This window comes from Halococcus qingdaonensis, assembly GCF_024508235.1.
GTDB lineage: Archaea > Halobacteriota > Halobacteria > Halobacteriales > Halococcaceae > Halococcus > Halococcus qingdaonensis.
In genome coordinates this window covers 2,012,879-2,028,822 of sequence record NZ_CP101943.1, presented here as the reverse complement: position 1 = coordinate 2,028,822, position 15,944 = coordinate 2,012,879, and the positions used below count along the sequence as shown (strand labels likewise).

At 57.4% G+C, this 15,944-nt stretch carries 15 protein-coding genes and 2 pseudogenes; 9 read left to right on the top strand and 8 right to left on the bottom strand.

Translation table 11 applies throughout. The features are described from left to right. Window positions 1–237 precede the first annotated feature (237 nt). Window positions 238–1,452, bottom strand: a complete 1,215-nt coding sequence (locus NO363_RS10450; RefSeq protein ID WP_256684933.1) for a cytochrome P450 — start codon at window positions 1,450–1,452, stop codon at window positions 238–240. Between the two features lie 275 nt (window positions 1,453–1,727). Then, window positions 1,728–2,300, bottom strand: coding sequence for a DUF8170 family protein (locus NO363_RS10445; protein ID WP_256684932.1), 573 nt, complete (start codon window positions 2,298–2,300; stop codon window positions 1,728–1,730). 112 nt (window positions 2,301–2,412) lie between these two features. On the opposite strand from NO363_RS10445, the gene NO363_RS10440 reads away from it, so the two are divergent. Both NO363_RS10440 and NO363_RS10435 read left to right on the top strand, forming a co-directional pair. Beyond that, window positions 2,413–2,823, top strand: coding sequence for a helix-turn-helix transcriptional regulator (locus NO363_RS10440; protein ID WP_256684930.1), 411 nt, complete (start codon window positions 2,413–2,415; stop codon window positions 2,821–2,823). 14 nt (window positions 2,824–2,837) lie between these two features. Further along, window positions 2,838–3,056, top strand: a complete 219-nt coding sequence (locus NO363_RS10435; protein WP_256684929.1) for a hypothetical protein — start codon at window positions 2,838–2,840, stop codon at window positions 3,054–3,056. 480 nt (window positions 3,057–3,536) lie between these two features. Here the strand turns inward: NO363_RS10435 and NO363_RS10430 are convergent, their stop codons facing one another. Together NO363_RS10430 and NO363_RS10425 are read right to left on the bottom strand one after the other, a co-directional pair. After that, the gene (locus NO363_RS10430) at window positions 3,537–4,874 is read right to left on the bottom strand and encodes an ISH6 family transposase (RefSeq protein WP_440939890.1); all 1,338 of its coding nucleotides are present in this window, start codon (window positions 4,872–4,874) and stop codon (window positions 3,537–3,539) included. A 49-nt stretch (window positions 4,875–4,923) separates the two neighbouring features. Next, on the bottom strand, window positions 4,924–6,150 hold the full coding sequence (locus NO363_RS10425; protein WP_256684925.1) for a hypothetical protein: 1,227 nt from the start codon (window positions 6,148–6,150) through the stop codon (window positions 4,924–4,926). A gap of 131 nt (window positions 6,151–6,281) precedes the next feature. Here NO363_RS10425 and NO363_RS10420 point away from each other — a divergent pair, with 131 nt between their 5' ends. The 7 genes and pseudogenes from NO363_RS10420 (at window position 6,282) to NO363_RS10390 (ending at window position 11,427) form a co-directional block, all read left to right on the top strand. Next, window positions 6,282–6,563, top strand: coding sequence for a helix-turn-helix transcriptional regulator (locus NO363_RS10420; RefSeq protein ID WP_256684923.1), 282 nt, complete (start codon window positions 6,282–6,284; stop codon window positions 6,561–6,563). Between the two features lie 327 nt (window positions 6,564–6,890). Further along, complete coding sequence (locus NO363_RS10415) at window positions 6,891–7,142, top strand: Rossmann-fold NAD(P)-binding domain-containing protein (protein ID WP_256684921.1); 252 nt, start codon at window positions 6,891–6,893, stop codon at window positions 7,140–7,142. 97 nt (window positions 7,143–7,239) lie between these two features. After that, window positions 7,240–8,241, top strand: a complete 1,002-nt coding sequence (locus NO363_RS10410; protein WP_256684919.1) for a DUF7983 family protein — start codon at window positions 7,240–7,242, stop codon at window positions 8,239–8,241. A gap of 521 nt (window positions 8,242–8,762) precedes the next feature. Beyond that, window positions 8,763–9,688, top strand: a pseudogene (locus NO363_RS10405) (replication factor A). Beyond that, window positions 9,689–10,519: an RPA family protein gene (locus NO363_RS10400; protein ID WP_256684917.1), complete on the top strand. Its 831-nt coding sequence runs from the start codon at window positions 9,689–9,691 to the stop codon at window positions 10,517–10,519. A gap of 78 nt (window positions 10,520–10,597) precedes the next feature. After that, the gene (locus tag NO363_RS10395) at window positions 10,598–10,939 is read left to right on the top strand and encodes a winged helix-turn-helix domain-containing protein (RefSeq protein ID WP_256684915.1); all 342 of its coding nucleotides are present in this window, start codon (window positions 10,598–10,600) and stop codon (window positions 10,937–10,939) included. Continuing rightward, entirely contained in the window at window positions 10,936–11,427 is a 492-nt protein-coding gene (locus tag NO363_RS10390) for a type II toxin-antitoxin system VapC family toxin (protein ID WP_256684912.1), read from the top strand. Before NO363_RS10395 ends, NO363_RS10390 begins: the two co-directional genes overlap by 4 nt. Before the next feature lie 173 nt (window positions 11,428–11,600). Here the strand turns inward: NO363_RS10390 and NO363_RS10385 are convergent, their stop codons facing one another. The 4 genes and pseudogenes from NO363_RS10385 to NO363_RS10370 all read right to left on the bottom strand — a co-directional run bounded on the left by NO363_RS10385 (window position 11,601) and on the right by NO363_RS10370 (window position 15,874). Continuing rightward, window positions 11,601–12,416, bottom strand: a complete 816-nt coding sequence (locus tag NO363_RS10385; protein WP_256684911.1) for a transposase — start codon at window positions 12,414–12,416, stop codon at window positions 11,601–11,603. An 82-nt stretch (window positions 12,417–12,498) separates the two neighbouring features. Beyond that, window positions 12,499–12,833 (bottom strand): annotated as a pseudogene (locus NO363_RS10380) (alpha/beta fold hydrolase); the annotation flags it as partial. A gap of 93 nt (window positions 12,834–12,926) precedes the next feature. Beyond that, window positions 12,927–13,670 (bottom strand): hypothetical protein, encoded by a 744-nt coding sequence (locus tag NO363_RS10375; RefSeq protein ID WP_256684909.1) that lies wholly within the window; start codon window positions 13,668–13,670, stop codon window positions 12,927–12,929. Window positions 13,671–13,933: 263 nt separating this feature from the next. Continuing rightward, on the bottom strand, window positions 13,934–15,874 hold the full coding sequence (locus tag NO363_RS10370; protein WP_256684908.1) for a hypothetical protein: 1,941 nt from the start codon (window positions 15,872–15,874) through the stop codon (window positions 13,934–13,936). Window positions 15,875–15,944 lie beyond the last annotated feature (70 nt).

Here is a 15,944-nt window from a genome sequence, read left to right as displayed (position 1 = left end):
CGTGCGGTTGCGCGCCGGGAGAACGCCGATCCCGATTTTGCACACAAGATCGCCCGCTCTTGTGTAGTACAGCGGAATCACGAGATGGCAGGCGATCCAATTCGTAAACGGCCTGTGTCCATGACGTAGTGGCGGTTTCTCAGGTTTGATTAGTTATTGGTAACACGCTATTCCGCCAGTCGACACAAGAGCGATCCGTTAACTCCGATATTCACATCTCGGTATTAGAGTATTGTTTCATATGGTAAATTGAACTGGGAGTTCCTGAACTCCATAGAGGAACGTGCTCCCGACTGGTTGGAGTTCCGTTTCGGGGACCTGCATCGTCTCGAAGCGGTCAAACATCGTCGAGAGAGCGGTTCTCGCTTCGAGACGTGCCAGGTGTGCTCCGAGACAGAAGTGGATGCCATTCCCGAAGGCGAGATGCTGATTCGGCGATCTGTCCGGAACGAACGTGTCGGGATCGTCGAACTGGTCGCCATCATGGTTTGCTGAGCCGTTCCACACGACGACTCTATCACCAGCTTCGACATCGTGACCCCCGAGTTGTGTGTCGTCTGTTGCTATTCGTGAGACTGCTTGAATCGGTGATTGGTACCGGAGCACTTCTTCGATAGCAAGTTCGAGCGAGGCGGCATCACGGACCGATTCGATCCCATCTGGAAGCGTTGCGAAACACCGGACCGCATTCGTGATCAGATTCGTGGTCGTGATATTTCCGGCGATCAACAACAATGCGAGAAAGCCGAGCGTTTCACCCTTTGAAAGGGTAGCGCCTTCGATTTCGGCGTGAATGACCTGACTGATGAGGTCATCGCGTGGGTCTTCCTGACGCTGTTCGATCAGGTCCGTGAAGTACGTCGCCATCTCGGCTTGGGTCTGTAGTTGTTCCTCTCTGACTGTTTCAGCGCTCACCGTGGCTGCTTCGGGACCTTCGACGATGGTATCGGACCATTGTTTGAACTGCTCGCGGTCGTCCGCTGGCACGCCGATGAGTTCGGCGATCACGGTGACTGGCAGCGGCGTGGCGAGGTCCGCGACGATATCCATTTCACCGTCATCAACGACGGCATCGATGTACTCGTTGGTGATGTCACGGATGTGCGGGGCGAGGTGTTTCACCGCACCGGGCTTGAACGGGTCGTCGACGACTTTTCGGAGCTCGTCGTGGCGTGGTGGGTCGGTATTGAGCATGGTTTCGAGAGCCATGCCGTCGGTTTCATTCTCACCCTGTGCCGTCAGCGGTCGCTCCGAGGAAAACTCCTCCGCGTTGTGGAGAACGTCTTGAACGTCGTCGTAGCGAAACACGTCCCAACACCCGCGGTCCTCGTCGTAGCGAATCGGTGATTCCTCGCGCATCTCTCGATACCACGAGAACGGATCGAGGCGTGCTTCACGTGTTGAGAGTGCGTCCGGTTGAGCGACTGGCCCCGCTTGTCCTGAAGTTGCCATACCCCATATTCGTGAGGCGATTGAATAATGTTATTGCTTTATTAATTAGACCTCTAATTAGTACATATCCAGTAGAATAGGCGACTAAGCAGGAAAGCAGGTTCTCAGATTCCTACTGAAACCTCATAGCCTGATGGGGGTGCAGCGCAGGCAGGATAAGCATGATAGACCGTTCTTCCTGAACAGCAAATCATCAGCTGCGTGGTAGTTTGTAGAAACTCATCCTCCGAATCTTTGGTTGGTAAGACACTACCTTCGATAAAGCCGTCTACAATTCATGGAAGTTTTTCGACAGCAGCCATCAACTCGTCTTCACCTGTCCAGACGAACAGTCGCCCCTCTCGGTCGAGGAGGTCAAACCCATCGAGTTGGAGCGCACTGTACGGCTCGTTCCCGTCGAACTCTTCATCAAGCGTCGATTGGGCATACTCGCGCTTGAGGACGTGCGCTCGTTCGAAGTAGGGCTGATGGAGAAAGAACATCCCTTGCTCGACAAGGAATCCACTGCGGTCGTGTTCGGCAACGCCAACGAGACACGTCGCGTAGTCAGCGAGAATGCGAAACTTCACCAGCGTGTTCGACCACTCACCGCGAATGTCCACCATCAGGAACGCATACACGTCGGAGCGACGGTTCAATCGGTCTTTGACGAGCTGGAGCCGATGGATTTCCGGCGTGCCGTAGCTTCCGAGCACGAAATACGAGGTCTCGTACTCGAACAGCGGCGTCAGTTCGGCAACCGCGTCGAGCGCTTGTTCGTATTCGCGTGGCGAGAGCGTATCGAGGTGGGCGTACTCGGCAGCGCGGTCGGCGATATCATCAACACCCGGCTCCGAATGGTCGTCCATACGCTGGGTACGAAGCAACCAGCATTATATCTTGCTCACCAAACCAGCCGCCAGTTTAGCAACCAAATTGGTCGAGACAAACTATTAGTACCGGCAGGACGAACAACTACTCATGAGCGAGACAGCATCGACGGACGGCTTCGAAGGCGAGCAAGAGCGCGAGCGGTTGCACGTCGTAACGCAGGACACGCGGTTCGTCCTCCTTCAGAACATTCTCGGCCACCCGTCACAGCTCCCCTCGATGAAGGAACTCGCCTACGTCAATCCGAGCAAGAGTGAGGGAACGATTTACCAGCATCTCGAACGGCTGGTTGAGGCGGGTATCGTCGAGACTTACATGCTCCCATCTGACCGACGCAAACGCGACCTTCCGTACAAGTTCTATGGACTGAGCGATGAGGGACAGGCGTTTCTCGATCGCCATGGCCTGTTGCGCGCCGAGGAGACGTTACGCGCAGTGTACGAGCGCATCGAGAAAAACGAGCAAATCAAACGCTTCGAGCGTGCGCCGCGGCCGCAATAGAGAAGAAGAGACAAATGAGCGACGACGTTCATCACCCCGACGACACAGAAGACCGTTCGGACGCCCACCAGCAAGCGGTCGAAGCCTGCGAGTACGCGATCGACGCTCTCCATGGTAGCGACCTCTCGCGCGCCCACGCGCTGCTTGACGAGGCACGGGCAGCTGTCGAGCGTGCCCAGCACGATGACAGTGAGCAAGCTTACCGCGAAACTGCTTACGACTGCTACGATTGATGGCCCCAGAGTGGTCGCCAGCGCCGTCTGACGGCTATCGGAAGCACGATCCCGAGTGAAAGTGATGCTTTGAGAAACGTCAGTGAGAGCTATAGTGATTATCGGAGCATCTATGATTTTGCACGAATATTTCCTCACAGTTGAGAGATCCACCGTGCGAGATACAGAGCGCATATTCAGCACGCCTGTTAGAGACAATCTGTATTCAAATATCTGAAGTCAGGCAGGTAGTTTGCTCATGCACGAGCAACAGTGGAACAATCCCGATCTGAATTGCGGAAGAGACTGTGCCTGATGAATCGACCTAGCTGACCTCTGCGTAGATCGTATTGTAGACCAGTTATCATGTCTTTTCCTGGTCATTAGACAAACAGCACGTACAGAGGGTGAAAGTATCACTGACAGGCGTAGCGGCAGGCGGTCGGAATGCTTTCGATGGTTCGTCAATAATCAGAAATATGGGTCGCGTCGCAAGACCGTTTAGACTTCACCTCCAGTGACTGTGACCGAAACAGTGCAGCGTATCTTGTTGTGGGTTGACCGCTGGAGGAAATTATCGAAGAACTGGCGGTAGTAATCTGGATTCGCGTACTTCACGAGTCGCAGCTGAAGCAGCGCCTCTAACCCGTCTTCCGTCCACCGCATCCAATCACGTTTGCACCGTTTGGCGACTTCACCCATTGCCCGTTCGACTGGGTTCGAGGTCCACGGTACCTCGAACCCGTCGAGTGCATCCTCGGCGAACGTTACTATCGATGGCAACCCACTCCGGAGATACTCTGCTGCTTTCGGCGAGGATAGCTGCTCTAACTGCCATGCCGTCTTTTCTATCCTCTCTTCCGTTCGGTCGATCCGCTCGCGGATCGCCGAACGTTCCTCCTCTGGACGATGCTTCTCGACGGAGTTCTTGAGATGGAACAGCTCACCTGCAACTTCCGAAGTGACCTCCCTGCGGTCATCTAATGAGAGTGCGCCGTCGTCCCAGAGCATGTAGCTGAGTGTTCGTGGAACGTGGGACAGATCGAGTTGGTGTTTGCGTGTTCCGTCGGTAAAGGCTGTGACGAGACGATTTTCAGCGTCACTGACGACCCTCGCGTCGTCAGTGATCGCGTCTATTGCCTCCAGTGAGGATGCTGTCTCATCCCAGTCAGCGTTAACCGAGACATCCAGCAACGACCGCGAGTTCTCGGCGGTGTCTTCTGCGAGGGTAACTTGGACGTCGTGGTAGTCGCGGTCGTCGTCCTGACTGTAGCATTTCGTGCCGTCAGGGACGACAGTGTCGGCTGCTGTGCCGGGAAGACGGTCGGCAACGAACTCGGTGAGTTCGTCGCCGTATTCTTCGACACGGCGCTGGATGGTGTCCGGCGACGGCATCTTGTCGAAGCCGTCGCCGTGAGAAGCAGCGTCGCGGTAGGAGAGCGTGGTGGCGAGATCGACGCTGTGAGCGGAGATATCCTGTTGATAGCGTTTCTTTCCATCGAAATCGACGAGGTCTTCGATAGGGCGGAAGTGAGAGGGGTTCTCGTCGTCAGTAGCGGTGTCTTCGACGTAGTCGAGAGTGAATTGGTGCTCGCCGGCGGTGGTAACCGCCGAGCGAGTGGAGGTAGCGGAGCGTTGGAATCGGTTGGTACCGTTGCCGTGTGCGTGTTTATCGCCGCAGTACGCCTCAACGAGGTGCTCGTTGAGGCTTTGGATGAGTGTCTCAAGGAGGGCGGATTCGATACTCTGCTGGGTGAGTACCTCGGCAACAGCAGCGAGTGGATACTGTTCGGTCAGATCAATGGACAGTACCAAGTGAACGGTGAGTGTGATTTGAATCGGGGACTCTCTCATCTCAACATCAGAGTAGTCCCCTTCCTTTCAGGTATCAGCTACGGCTTCTTGCTGACGGATATCGTCCCGATTCTAAAGGATTCTGCGACGCGACCAATAATGCTGTACGCGCGCGTGCCGACTGGCACCGCGCGTACGGAACGCCGAGACCATACTTGAGCCGCCAGTTTCCGCCCTCTATCGCATTCGTACTCACTGGCCCGGTGAATTCTTCTTCCGTTTCGTCCCAGAACGCTGGCTGTTCTTCTCTGAGTGTTGCCACTAGCTTCTCGTAGGCGATTTCGTACTCCTCTTCGAGATATTCGCGGAGTTCGTCTAACTCACCCGCTTTGTGCAACTCGGACACGCGCTCGTCGCCGCGAGCGCGTGTCCTGAGCTTGTGGACCAGACACTTCACCCGATTCGGCAAGATGTCGTTGTAGGAGTCGTGATCGTCGGTGAGCCAATAATCCACACCTCGGAGTGGGAAGATGAGCGCGAGCGCCAGCGCTCGCGCGAAGGCCGTGTTCCGACACTGGAGTCCAGCGAAACAGTCCAGTTGCGGCAGATACGAGCTTCCAACGGTGAATCCTTCCGGCCACTTCTTGGGCTGTTTTCCGTTCTGCTTGCGACGCATGTTCTCCTCGTAGAGGTCTTTTTTCGCGCCTTTCCTCGCTGGATAGGTCTCGTCGGCGACACCGACGAGACCGTTGATTTCCTCATCGTCGAGTTCGTCGGCGTACTCGGTTTTGAGTTCGTCAACGGTGCTGACGCCGAACAGTAGCGAGAGGAAGTTCATCGAAACCGTCGAGTCGGCGATCTTGACGCCGTGGCGGTCGGCGACTTTGTCGCCGAACCGCTCGGCGTAGCGTTGAATCGTGTCTCGATCGACCTGAATCCCGTACTGATTTTGGAGAATCCGTTCACTGGCGTGAAACGGATTCTCCGCCGCATGGAACAAGCACAGTTCTACGATCGGTTTGCCGTAGTGGCAGCCTTCGTAAAATAGCGGCGTCATATCTGGAAGCGTCGGCTTTCCGCAGTTCTTGCACCAGTAGCGGCGGTATTCGACCGTGATTTCCTCGAAGCCGTCCTCAGTGATGAGGACGGCGAAGACCTGTTCTTCGATGTTGTGTTTGCGGTAGTTCTGATCGCCGCAATCGGGGCAGGGACGCGGCTGCGAGAGCCGCGTCCCGCTGTAACTGCGGAGGCGATCTTGGACGGCTTTGATGAAGAGCGACGGAACCAGAGGATTGAGCGTCTTTTCGTGTGGATCTTGCATACGGTTCCCTCGGCTGCACGCTATTTACACCGTCGCACGCCACAGCGCCCATTCGAAGTCTGAATCGAATCGGGGTTCATTCGGTATCTGAAACCAGTATATTTTACTGACAGACAAACCACCTCTGGGACATGTATGATCTGACTGGCTTCCAGCGTGATCTACTGTACGTGGCAGCTGGCAAAGACAAACCGCACGGTCTGGCACTCAAAGACGAACTCGAAGAGTACTACGAGAGTCAAATTCACCACGGGCGGCTCTACCCGAATCTCGATACGCTCGTCGACAAAGGACTGCTCGAAAAGGGCGAACTCGACAAGCGAACGAACTACTACCAGGTGACCAAGCGTGGACATCGCGAGATCGAGGCCCGCCGCGAGTGGGAAGACCAATACGTGGCTGCTGAGGCCTGACTGTTTTCGATTTGTCCCGCACCTACACTCCCAATGTGTCCTGAGAGCGACGAGGTGACCGAGCCTCCACCCTGTCCGAACTGTGGTTCGAGAGATCCAAGCGAGCGCGGGAGCGACGAGTACGTTCTCGAGGATGGGACCAAACGCCGAATGACATACTGTACGGCCTGCGTTCGCGAGACAGAGGATGGAACGATACGCTATGCAGTCATCTCTGAACAGTTCGTTCGGACGGAGATCGATCGGGAGATGACTGATGGGTGACCGGATCTAATCGGGTTCCCCCCGTGTCTACAGATTCATATACAGGTAGCTAAAACAGCGGCTATGGATGAAGAGCGGCGATTGCCGCCGTTCGCCGAAGACACACTCGCGCTGGTGGCCGACGCGGCTGGTGGAAGTGGCAAAGATCTTCTCAGGGACGAAGCTATCGACGTGATTGCTGACGACGAGCGCTTCGACAAAGTCGACGCTGAAGAAGCGCTGGAAATTCTTGACAACCGTGGGTATATCTACACGGTTGGCGAGGCTATTCGCGTCACACCGACCGCCCGACGAGTGAACAGTAGTGGCGAATGAATCGCGGTCTGTGGTTGACAGCCTGACAGGTGAATTCCATTCGTAATCCGGCGTGTTGTCACTGGTTCTTTAGACAGTGGCGGTCTAAGTGGCGTCTATGGCGATTCCGTTCGGAGCGACGTGGGGAACGCTGATCGAGCGGTGCGAGAAACTGCCCGAGGAGGCGACGCTGATCACGCCGCTGGCGTCAAAGCGATTCCGGATTACCGACGTTCAGGATCAGCGAATCATCATCGAAGACGTCGATTCGGGCGATACCCAACCGTTACAGCGTGAGCAGTTCGCAGCGCTCGCCGAGCACACACGCGAGGCAACCGATGGGTACGAGCTCTCTCGACTGCCGACGCAAGCCGAACCGTACGCGGCAGTGCTCGCACTGCACCCGCGCTACGTACTCGACGAGCGCGAGAACACGCTAACCGAACTCGACGAAGCCGACGAGAGTGCCGTACTGGACGAGGCTCCCCACTTGTCGATGAGCGCGGGCACGGACGACGAGCAGGACAGCCAGCGCGAAGAACCCGAGATCGACGTCTACTCGGATATGCTGCTGTTGATCGACGCGCTCGAACGCGAGGACATGAGCGCTCTCGATAGCGTCGAGACGCCCGTATTGGTGAATTTCTACACGTTATTGTCGGACGTCCAGCGCAACGCTAACGACCTGCGCAAGGATGTGACCGACGTGCTCTTGGAGCGGGTCGGACACGACCGGCCGGTGCACGGCCAGTACGGGTCGGTCCAGCGAACAACGCGGAGGAACCGCTCGCTGAAAGGTGACGAAGAAGTGCTCGAGGCGTTCACAGAGACGGGCATCGATCGCGAGCGACTGCTCGGCGTCGATCGAAACAAGGTAGAGGAAGCGCTGGATGTCGTTTCAGTGCCCGAATCGGCCGTCTACAATGTCTCCGAGAGCGAGTACGTGCGGAAAGCCGAGGTGGACGACGAACGCAAGGAGACGCGCTTGCAGGGGCTCAAGGACCGCTTGGCAGTCAGCGACGATCCCGAAGCGGATGTCCTGCGCCAGGAAGTCGACCGCTTAGAACAGGAAATCGAGGAGTTGACCGAGTTCTCGCCGGCGAGTTCGTTCGATGAGTGACAGTGAATACGGCCAAAACATTAATGATTGTATATGATAATAGTGGGTCGCGGAGCAATCAACCCATGTACAAGATCATCTGCGAGTCGTGTGGAGAGTACGGCTTTCACCCTTCACGGGTCGGCGCAGAAACACAGGCTGAAACGCACACGCATGACACCGGCCACGCCTCGCATATCGAACCGATGACTGAGGAGACGCTCTCATAGCCTCAAAACGGAGTCGAGCATCGATTTCAGTTCTTGAATGGGGGGAGTACTCATCCCAGATACCGTTGTATCTCGGGGTGAACTCAATCTCACGAATCGCAACTCGCCTGTGAGCGTGTCGATCATGCCGTGACACATTGCTTGTCCGTGTACTCAGTGTCCGAGCGATGAGTGTCGTCCAATTCCCGATCCAGAATCATACTACCGGGGGTCTCGGCCCGATCCACTTTCACTGTCCTTTCCGCGGTTTTTTACTCGGGAGACGTTAACGATGAGCGTCTCCCATCGAACACACGCGGAGGCAGATAACCCATGACCGAAGTGCATTCACACGCCGAAGAGATCCACGACCAGTTCGCCGATCAGCTGGAGATTACTGTCGAGGAGGTCGAAGAACGCCTCGAAACGCTGGTCAACGAGTATCAAGTGCCCATCGAGGAAGCGCGCCGCAGCGTCACCAGCAGCTACTACGACGAGGCCGACGTCGATCAGGACTCGCTGAGTGACGCGAACGAACAGCGCGAGATCGGCAGTATCAACGCGGCGGAAGAATGGGTCGATATCACCGCAAAGGTCGTCGAACTGTGGGAGCCACGCAGCGATGCGATCGCACAGGTCGGCCTCGTGGGCGACGAAACCGGGCGGATCAAATTCACCTCGTGGGCGAAATCCGACTTGCCCACGATCGAAGAAGGGTCGGTGTACCAACTGGGCAACGTCGTCACCGACGAGTGTCAGGGTCAGTTCTCGGTGAAACTCAACCGGACCACCACATCGAGGAAGTGGACGAAGAGATCGAGGTCGGCGACAACACCACCGAGATTGAGGGTGCGCTGATCGATATCCAAAGCGGGAGTGGGCTGATCAAGCGCTGTCCCATGGAGGACTGTACGCGCGTACTCCAGAACGGGCGTTGTTCCGAACACGGCGAGGTCGAGGGAGAGTTCGACCTTCGGATCAAAGGCGTTCTCGATAGCGGGAGCGAGGTTCACGAGGTGATTTTCAATCGGGAGATGACCGAGGAGTTTGCGGACATCACGCTCGATGAAGCCAAAGAGCGGGCGATGGACGCGCTGGATACGACAGTCGTGGCCGACGATATCAGTGAGGACGTGCTCGGGCAGTATTACCGGGTCAGCGGGCCAGAACTCGGCCGATACGTGCTGGTCGATGAGTACGAGAAGCTCGGTGCGCGGATGGATTTCGAAGAAGTGCTGATCACAGCGAGGTCGCTATAGATGAGCTCCAGTCCAGACACGAGTGAGTCGACGGGGCGAGAGGTCGCCAAGCGGCTATTCGCTCGCGAGTTCAACGACGCGACATACACGTTCAAAGAGTCCGAGGATGAACTCGCGCCGAACTACACGCTACTGCCGACGGGCGATCGGGTCAACCGATTGTTTTTCGCGGGGACGCTGACCGAGACCGAGGACGTCGGCTCCGACAGCGAATACTGGCAGGGACGGGTGGTTGATCCAACGGGGACGTTCTACGTCTACGCGGGCCAGTATCAACCGGAGGCGGCGAGCACGCTGCGGCAGATCGAGACGCCGACGTATGTGACAGTGGTTGGGAAGCCGCGCAGTTACGAGACCGACGACGGCGACACGAACGTCGCCGTGCGGCCGGAGTCGATCAGCGAAGTCGAGGAATCGACCCGCGACCGGTGGGTAGTCGAAACGGTCGAGCAGACGATCGACCGACTCCAAGCGTTCGACGAGGAGATCAATGACTACGCGCAGATGGCACGCGACGAATACGGTGAGCGGCTCGCTCCGTATCGGGAGGCGGCCATCGAAGCGCTAGAAAGTCTCGATGCCACCGACGCTGACGACTCTGTGAGTGCAACTACAAGCGAAGCAGAGCAGGATGTGTCTGCGGGCGACTCGCCCGCCAGCGATCCCGATCCGGTCGAAACTGTCGATCACTCTCCTGGCGAGACTGGCGAGGCTGGCGCGAACGGTGGACCAGATGAACGAGCAGAGAGTGGGGAGAGCAGTCTTGACGGCAGTTCAGAGGCTGAGGAACCGTCCGAAGATACTGATACTGGACTCGGCGACTACGACTGACGGAAGCATGTGGGGTCTGTTTCCCGGACTGCCACCGTAGCAGATGGATTTAACATGACGGAGCGTGTAGCGTGTCGTATGACTGAACGCGATGAGCGCGGGCGTTACGCTCCGGATCACACGGATGCAGACATCCTGGAGGCCGTTCGTGAGCACGATCCAGCGGGAACAAGCGAAGTAGCCGACCAGCTCGGCATTGCGCGTCAGAGTGCCGACCAGCGTCTCCGGAAGCTGGAGGAGGCAGGGCGAGTCCACCGCAAGAAGATCGGCGCGGTGGCGGTATGGTGGCTCGACGACGAAGAACGCGCGACGGCCGAGATCGATCCTGATGACGGGTTCTGGGATGCCGACCCCGGATCGTCGGCTGAACCGACGGACGCCACGAAGACCGACGAGTATCTCGCCGACGCGCTAGAATGAGTAGCGCCGACACCGGTACCGATCCTACCTCCGCGAGTGCCGTTGACGTGCGTAGCGACCCGCTGTTCATCGATACTGGGGCGTTCTTCGCGTACTACAACGAGCGTGACGAGTACCACGAGACAGCTCGCGCGGTCTTTCAAGCGATCCGTACAGGCGATCTCGCCTATTCACCCCTGTACACTACTCGATTCGTGCTCGCAGAGCTCGCAACGCTGTTACTGTACAAGGTTGATCACGCGACTGCTACGCAAGCACTTGGTGACATCCTCGCTGCGGGGAGTTTCAACGTCATCCAGGCCGATCCTGCAACGTTCGCGGCTGCACGCAATGAATTCGCCCGGTACGACGATCAGGAGATAACGCTCGTGGATCAGCTAACTGGAGTGCTCGCCGATGATCGCGGCGTCGAGCACATCTTTGCGTTCGACAGTGATTTTCGGACGCTCGGGTTCACTGTAGTCCCTGGAGATACCGGAGAACCATGATAGACGAAGAGATTTGCCGAGGCCGGTGAGGCGATCGAAGAGCTTCGCGAGCACGACCGAGAGTACCTCGCGGAGCGACTCGCTGGCGATCACGCCGACTATCGCTACGGCAGCGACTAGTCTGCTCTTTCACTGTCTTGACTGCCGTGTTGAATTGAGGTACGGCGCGGTGATCACAGTTTCTCATAGAGTTGTTCGATGTTCGAGATAGCGAACATCAGGATGATTTCTCGGAACTCACGATACCAGAATTGCGCTCGCACGGCGGAGCCGAGCGAGCGCTTGGTTGTTGAGTGCGAAGTTTCGGACATCCACCGCTGAGAGTATCCAGCGTCCCGAATCAGCGCGTTATGGCCAACTGTCTCCAGTGAGGATCCGCGTTCGAGAACAAGCGGGTCAACGTCGAGCGTGTAGAATTCGAACTTGCTCATCCAGTCGTGAAATCCTTTGTCAGCGGCGACTGAGAGCAGGTCGTCGGCGTTCCGCCGAACAACCTGCGATCCGAGCTTCGTATCGTGCTTCCACTCGACCGAACACTGTAGATCCAACGCAGCAGGTGACTCCGTATCGGTTAATGTCGCAACTTTCAGTGTCTGTACATCTCGATCTGCTCGATGAAGGCAATACGATGAGGCGTGACTACGTTCGAAGAAGGTACTGTCGAGAGCGACGTGACCGGACTGCAGGAGTTGCTCCGCTGAAACGCGGAGCAACGCCCGCCAGATCGTCATCTTGAATCGATCGAACGACTTGTAGATCGTCGTGTAGTCTGGAGCATCGTTGAGACCGAGTCCGAGAATCTCACGCAGCTCGCTGAAACACCGGAACCGATTCTTGGTTTCACGGTAGCTGTGGTCGTCTTCGAGCCGATATCCGTGAATGACGAGATGCTTCCAGCGGGCAACCTCCGAAGGTGGGCTTGCCCGCGTTGGTCCCAATGCTTGTATGGCAAGCCGCTTACAGTCCCTCAAGAAGTCGAGGAGATCCACTTACGCCATATCGGTCTTCCTCGGCTTCGCCTTACCGATGTGACGATCTATCCCGCCGCCGTACCTCTATTCAACAGAGTACAGGATACCGCTCGGCGAACCGCAACGCCATGAACCCGTCCATCGACATCCCACAGAGGACGAACGTGTCGATGTCGAGCGCATCGGTCAGAGCGACGATGTCGTCGGCGAGATCGTAGAGATCGTACTCGGTCGCGTACTGGTCGGTCCGCGCCCGGAGATCGTAGGCCACCGTCCGGTAATCGTCGCTGAGGGCGTCGATCTGCGAGTCGTACATCGTTCGATCCATCAGCGTCCCGTGCGCGAAGACGATTGCCGTCCCCTCGCCGCGATCGGTCACGACCGTCTCGAGCACACTCGGTACGGCTCGCTCGCCGTCTCGCTCGATTCGGACATGACAATAGCACGGCTGCGAGCGGCTTATAGTTAGTGCGCGGCCCGAAGTCACGCGAAGTCAAGAATGAGTTCGATGGAAACGACGATTGCGCCTCAGTCGTCGGTTGAGTTGGCTTCCGGGAGCGATGCTTCGTCGTCCTCGTCGGTTGCACCGTCACCATCGTTGTCGACATCGTCCGAGTTGCCGCTGTCGGACTCGTCGTCTTCGTCGACGTGACCGTCGCCATCATCATCGTCTTCGGCGTTCCCTCCGAAATCGTCGGTACCGTCGTCGCCGTCGTCGGGTTCATCGTCCTCGTCGATCGCACCATCACCGTCGTCGTCATCGTTGGAGGGGCCTGCACTCCCCTCGTCGTCCTCGTCGACGTGACCGTCACCATCGTCATCTTCGTCGTTCGCACCGCGTTCGGTACCACTCGCATCGAACTCGTAGATCGTTCGTCCGTTGTCGCTTCGAACGACGAGTTCGACCGAGTTGTTGGCACCGTCGATATCGACCGCGTCACAGTCGGTGAACCCGTCACCGCCGCCACAGCCGAGCGCGACACCGAGGCTCGGACCAGGGGTTCGTGTCCCGTTACCGATGATGACCGAGCCGTTCTCACTGGCAATGGTGACGCGCACCGTGTTGTCGTCGCCATCGATGTCGATGAGATCGTGATCGATCGTCGTGGCATTGCCGATGCCACAGCGTAATTGTACACTCGCGTTGGAGTCGTCAGCCGAACCGTTGTTCGTGAGGTTGACCGAGACGGTGTTGGCGTTGCCGTCGATATCGACGACATCGCAGTCGCTCGTTCGGGCCGCGGAGTCGTTGGTGTCCCCGGCATCGCTCATCGTGGAACCAGCCATGTTCGTCGGCGTGGTTGGTCCGGCCACCGGTATCGAAGCGACACCGCCGACTGCGGCCCCCGCAAGCGTACAGAGTGCAATGAGTAGTATTGTGAATCGTTTTGCTGTCATGATCTGCTGTACCATCTCAGTGATGGATAATGAAATTTGTTGAATTTTCCAATCATTTTCATTTTTGTGCTGTTTCGCGTTCGGGCGTGTCGCCGTCGCAGCGACACCAGCCGTCAAAAATGGAACGCGGTTAGTGTTCAGTCGCGCCGCTGCAACAGCAGGACGCTACCGAACATTCCCAAGACGCTGAGGCCACCGAATGCGAGGCCACCAGATGGGAATCCAAGCTGTGATGAGCCGTTGGTTGCCTGCGATGTGGTACCACCAGCATCAGCTGGAAGCGCGCCAGTGAAATTTTGACCCGTGAGGTTTTCGAGGATCTCGATAACTCCCGTTAGACCCCCATCGAGGCTATCGACCAGTTCACCGAGGTCGACGTTGCCCGCTAGGATTTCGTCTTCGAGGAAGCTGGTCAGGTCGTCGATTCCCAGCGCGTTGAGCACCGGATCGAGTACTTCCCCGAGCGTACTCTCGAACACGTCTGCCAATGGTTCCGTGATCACTCCGACCAACGTCTCGAACTCGACCGTTCCCACGTTGTTGTCGGGAGTGGTGTCGTCCGTAAGGAGCGTTGCCGTGTTGTTCACTTCAGAGTCGCCGACGATGACGACCGCAGTAGTGAGTTCCAGTTCTGCGCTCTCGCCTGGGGCGAGTGATCCTACCGTGAAGTTCCCGGTTCCAGGATCGTAGTTACCGTTGTCCGAGCTACCGTCAATGAGCACGACGGCGCTCGTTTCGAGATCGGCGAGGTCGGTTTCACTCAGCAGTGGCATTTCGTCCTGAACCACCACGTCTTCAGCGGTCTCGTTCCCGTTGTTCGTCACAGTAACCGTGAACTGGACCGTCACGTTCGCGTTTGCGTCGGGGTCGATGACGGCGTTGCCTGCCGACTTCGTCACCGAAATGTCGGTGAGGTTCCCATCGCCATCGCCGGGCGGCGTCGTTGTGTCGTTGTCATCGCCATCGCCGGGCGGCGTCGTTGTGTCGTTGTCATCGCCATCGCCGGGCGGCGTCGTTGTGTCGTTGTCATCGCCATCGCCGGGCGGCGTCGTTGTGTCGTTGTCATCGCCATCGCCGGGCGGCGTCGTTGTGTCGTTGTCATCGCCATCGCCGGGCGGCGTCGTTGTGTCGTTGTCATCGCCATCGCCGGGCGGCGTCGTTGTGTCGTTGTCATCGCCATCGCCGGGCGGCGTCGTTGTGTCGTCATCACCAGGTGGCGTTTCCACGTCACCGGGACCGTTCTCGTTGATGACGTTGATCGTACCGTTGTTGTTGACAACGATCTTCGTGCTGTTGTCAATGTTCGTGACGCTGTTATCGACGTACACGCTGTTCAGATTGACCGTTTGATCACCGTTGACGATGTTGTTGATGATCGTGCTGTTGGAGATGTTCTCGTTGTTGATCGCCGCGTTGACCTCGCTCTGATCGATGAAGTCGTAGTTGAAGAGGTACTGCAGAACGGAGCTGTTGTCGATGTCGCCCACGTTCTGGTCGTTGTCGCTGTCGCCAGTATTGGCGGTGTCGTCTCCACCATTACCGGTGTTCGCACCATCGCTGCCGTCTGCACCGTCACTACCATCGCTGCTGCCCGCGCCGTTACCGCCGTCCGACCCATCGCTACCACTCGCTCCGTCGCTGCCATCCGCACCGTTGCCACCATCGCCGCCATCGCCTCCGTCTGCTTGGGCACTAGCATCCGCTTGGGCACTAGCGTCCGCTCCGTCACCGGCATCGCCGCCATCCGTTTCATCACCGTTGACGTCGACTTGTTTGCCGTTCACGTTGACCGACATATCGCCGCTGTCGCCAGCAGCGTCTCCACCGTCAGACGTACTGGCGTCGTCAGCGCTGCCACCACTGGCAGCACCAGCGCCACCGCCGCCTCCACAATCGATGTTCACGTCACTGTTCTGCATGTCGACGTTTACCTTGTTGTTGTCACCATCGACATCCACCAGATCACAGTCGTTAGTGGCTGAAGTGTCGTTTGCAAGCACCGGTGTCGCGGTCATCCCGATGACCGTCAACAGTGCGATTACAACGATCGCACCACGCTTCACGTGTTCTTTTGACATACGTCACAAATTGCGACATTCCGCTAATACATAAATCTACTCCCGTTCACATCAGGCATTATGAAAACGG

Excerpts from the sequence above, each read along its gene's own strand:
- NO363_RS10400 (WP_256684917.1), top strand. The coding sequence starts at position 9,689 with ATGAGCTCCAGTCCAGACACGAGTGAGTCGACGGGGCGAGAGGTCGCC.
- NO363_RS10440 (WP_256684930.1), top strand. The coding sequence starts at position 2,413 with ATGAGCGAGACAGCATCGACGGACGGCTTCGAAGGCGAGCAAGAGCGC.
- NO363_RS10375 (WP_256684909.1), bottom strand. The coding sequence starts at position 13,670 with ATGAGCGATGCCGGGGACACCAACGACTCCGCGGCCCGAACGAGCGAC.
- NO363_RS10410 (WP_256684919.1), top strand. The coding sequence starts at position 7,240 with ATGGCGATTCCGTTCGGAGCGACGTGGGGAACGCTGATCGAGCGGTGC.
- NO363_RS10420 (WP_256684923.1), top strand. The coding sequence starts at position 6,282 with ATGTATGATCTGACTGGCTTCCAGCGTGATCTACTGTACGTGGCAGCT.
- NO363_RS10425 (WP_256684925.1), bottom strand. The coding sequence starts at position 6,150 with ATGCAAGATCCACACGAAAAGACGCTCAATCCTCTGGTTCCGTCGCTC.
- NO363_RS10415 (WP_256684921.1), top strand. The coding sequence starts at position 6,891 with ATGGATGAAGAGCGGCGATTGCCGCCGTTCGCCGAAGACACACTCGCG.
- NO363_RS10435 (WP_256684929.1), top strand. The coding sequence starts at position 2,838 with ATGAGCGACGACGTTCATCACCCCGACGACACAGAAGACCGTTCGGAC.
- NO363_RS10450 (WP_256684933.1), bottom strand. The coding sequence starts at position 1,452 with ATGGCAACTTCAGGACAAGCGGGGCCAGTCGCTCAACCGGACGCACTC.
- NO363_RS10395 (WP_256684915.1), top strand. The coding sequence starts at position 10,598 with ATGACTGAACGCGATGAGCGCGGGCGTTACGCTCCGGATCACACGGAT.
- NO363_RS10445 (WP_256684932.1), bottom strand. The coding sequence starts at position 2,300 with ATGGACGACCATTCGGAGCCGGGTGTTGATGATATCGCCGACCGCGCT.
- NO363_RS10390 (WP_256684912.1), top strand. The coding sequence starts at position 10,936 with ATGAGTAGCGCCGACACCGGTACCGATCCTACCTCCGCGAGTGCCGTT.
- NO363_RS10370 (WP_256684908.1), bottom strand. The coding sequence starts at position 15,874 with ATGTCAAAAGAACACGTGAAGCGTGGTGCGATCGTTGTAATCGCACTG.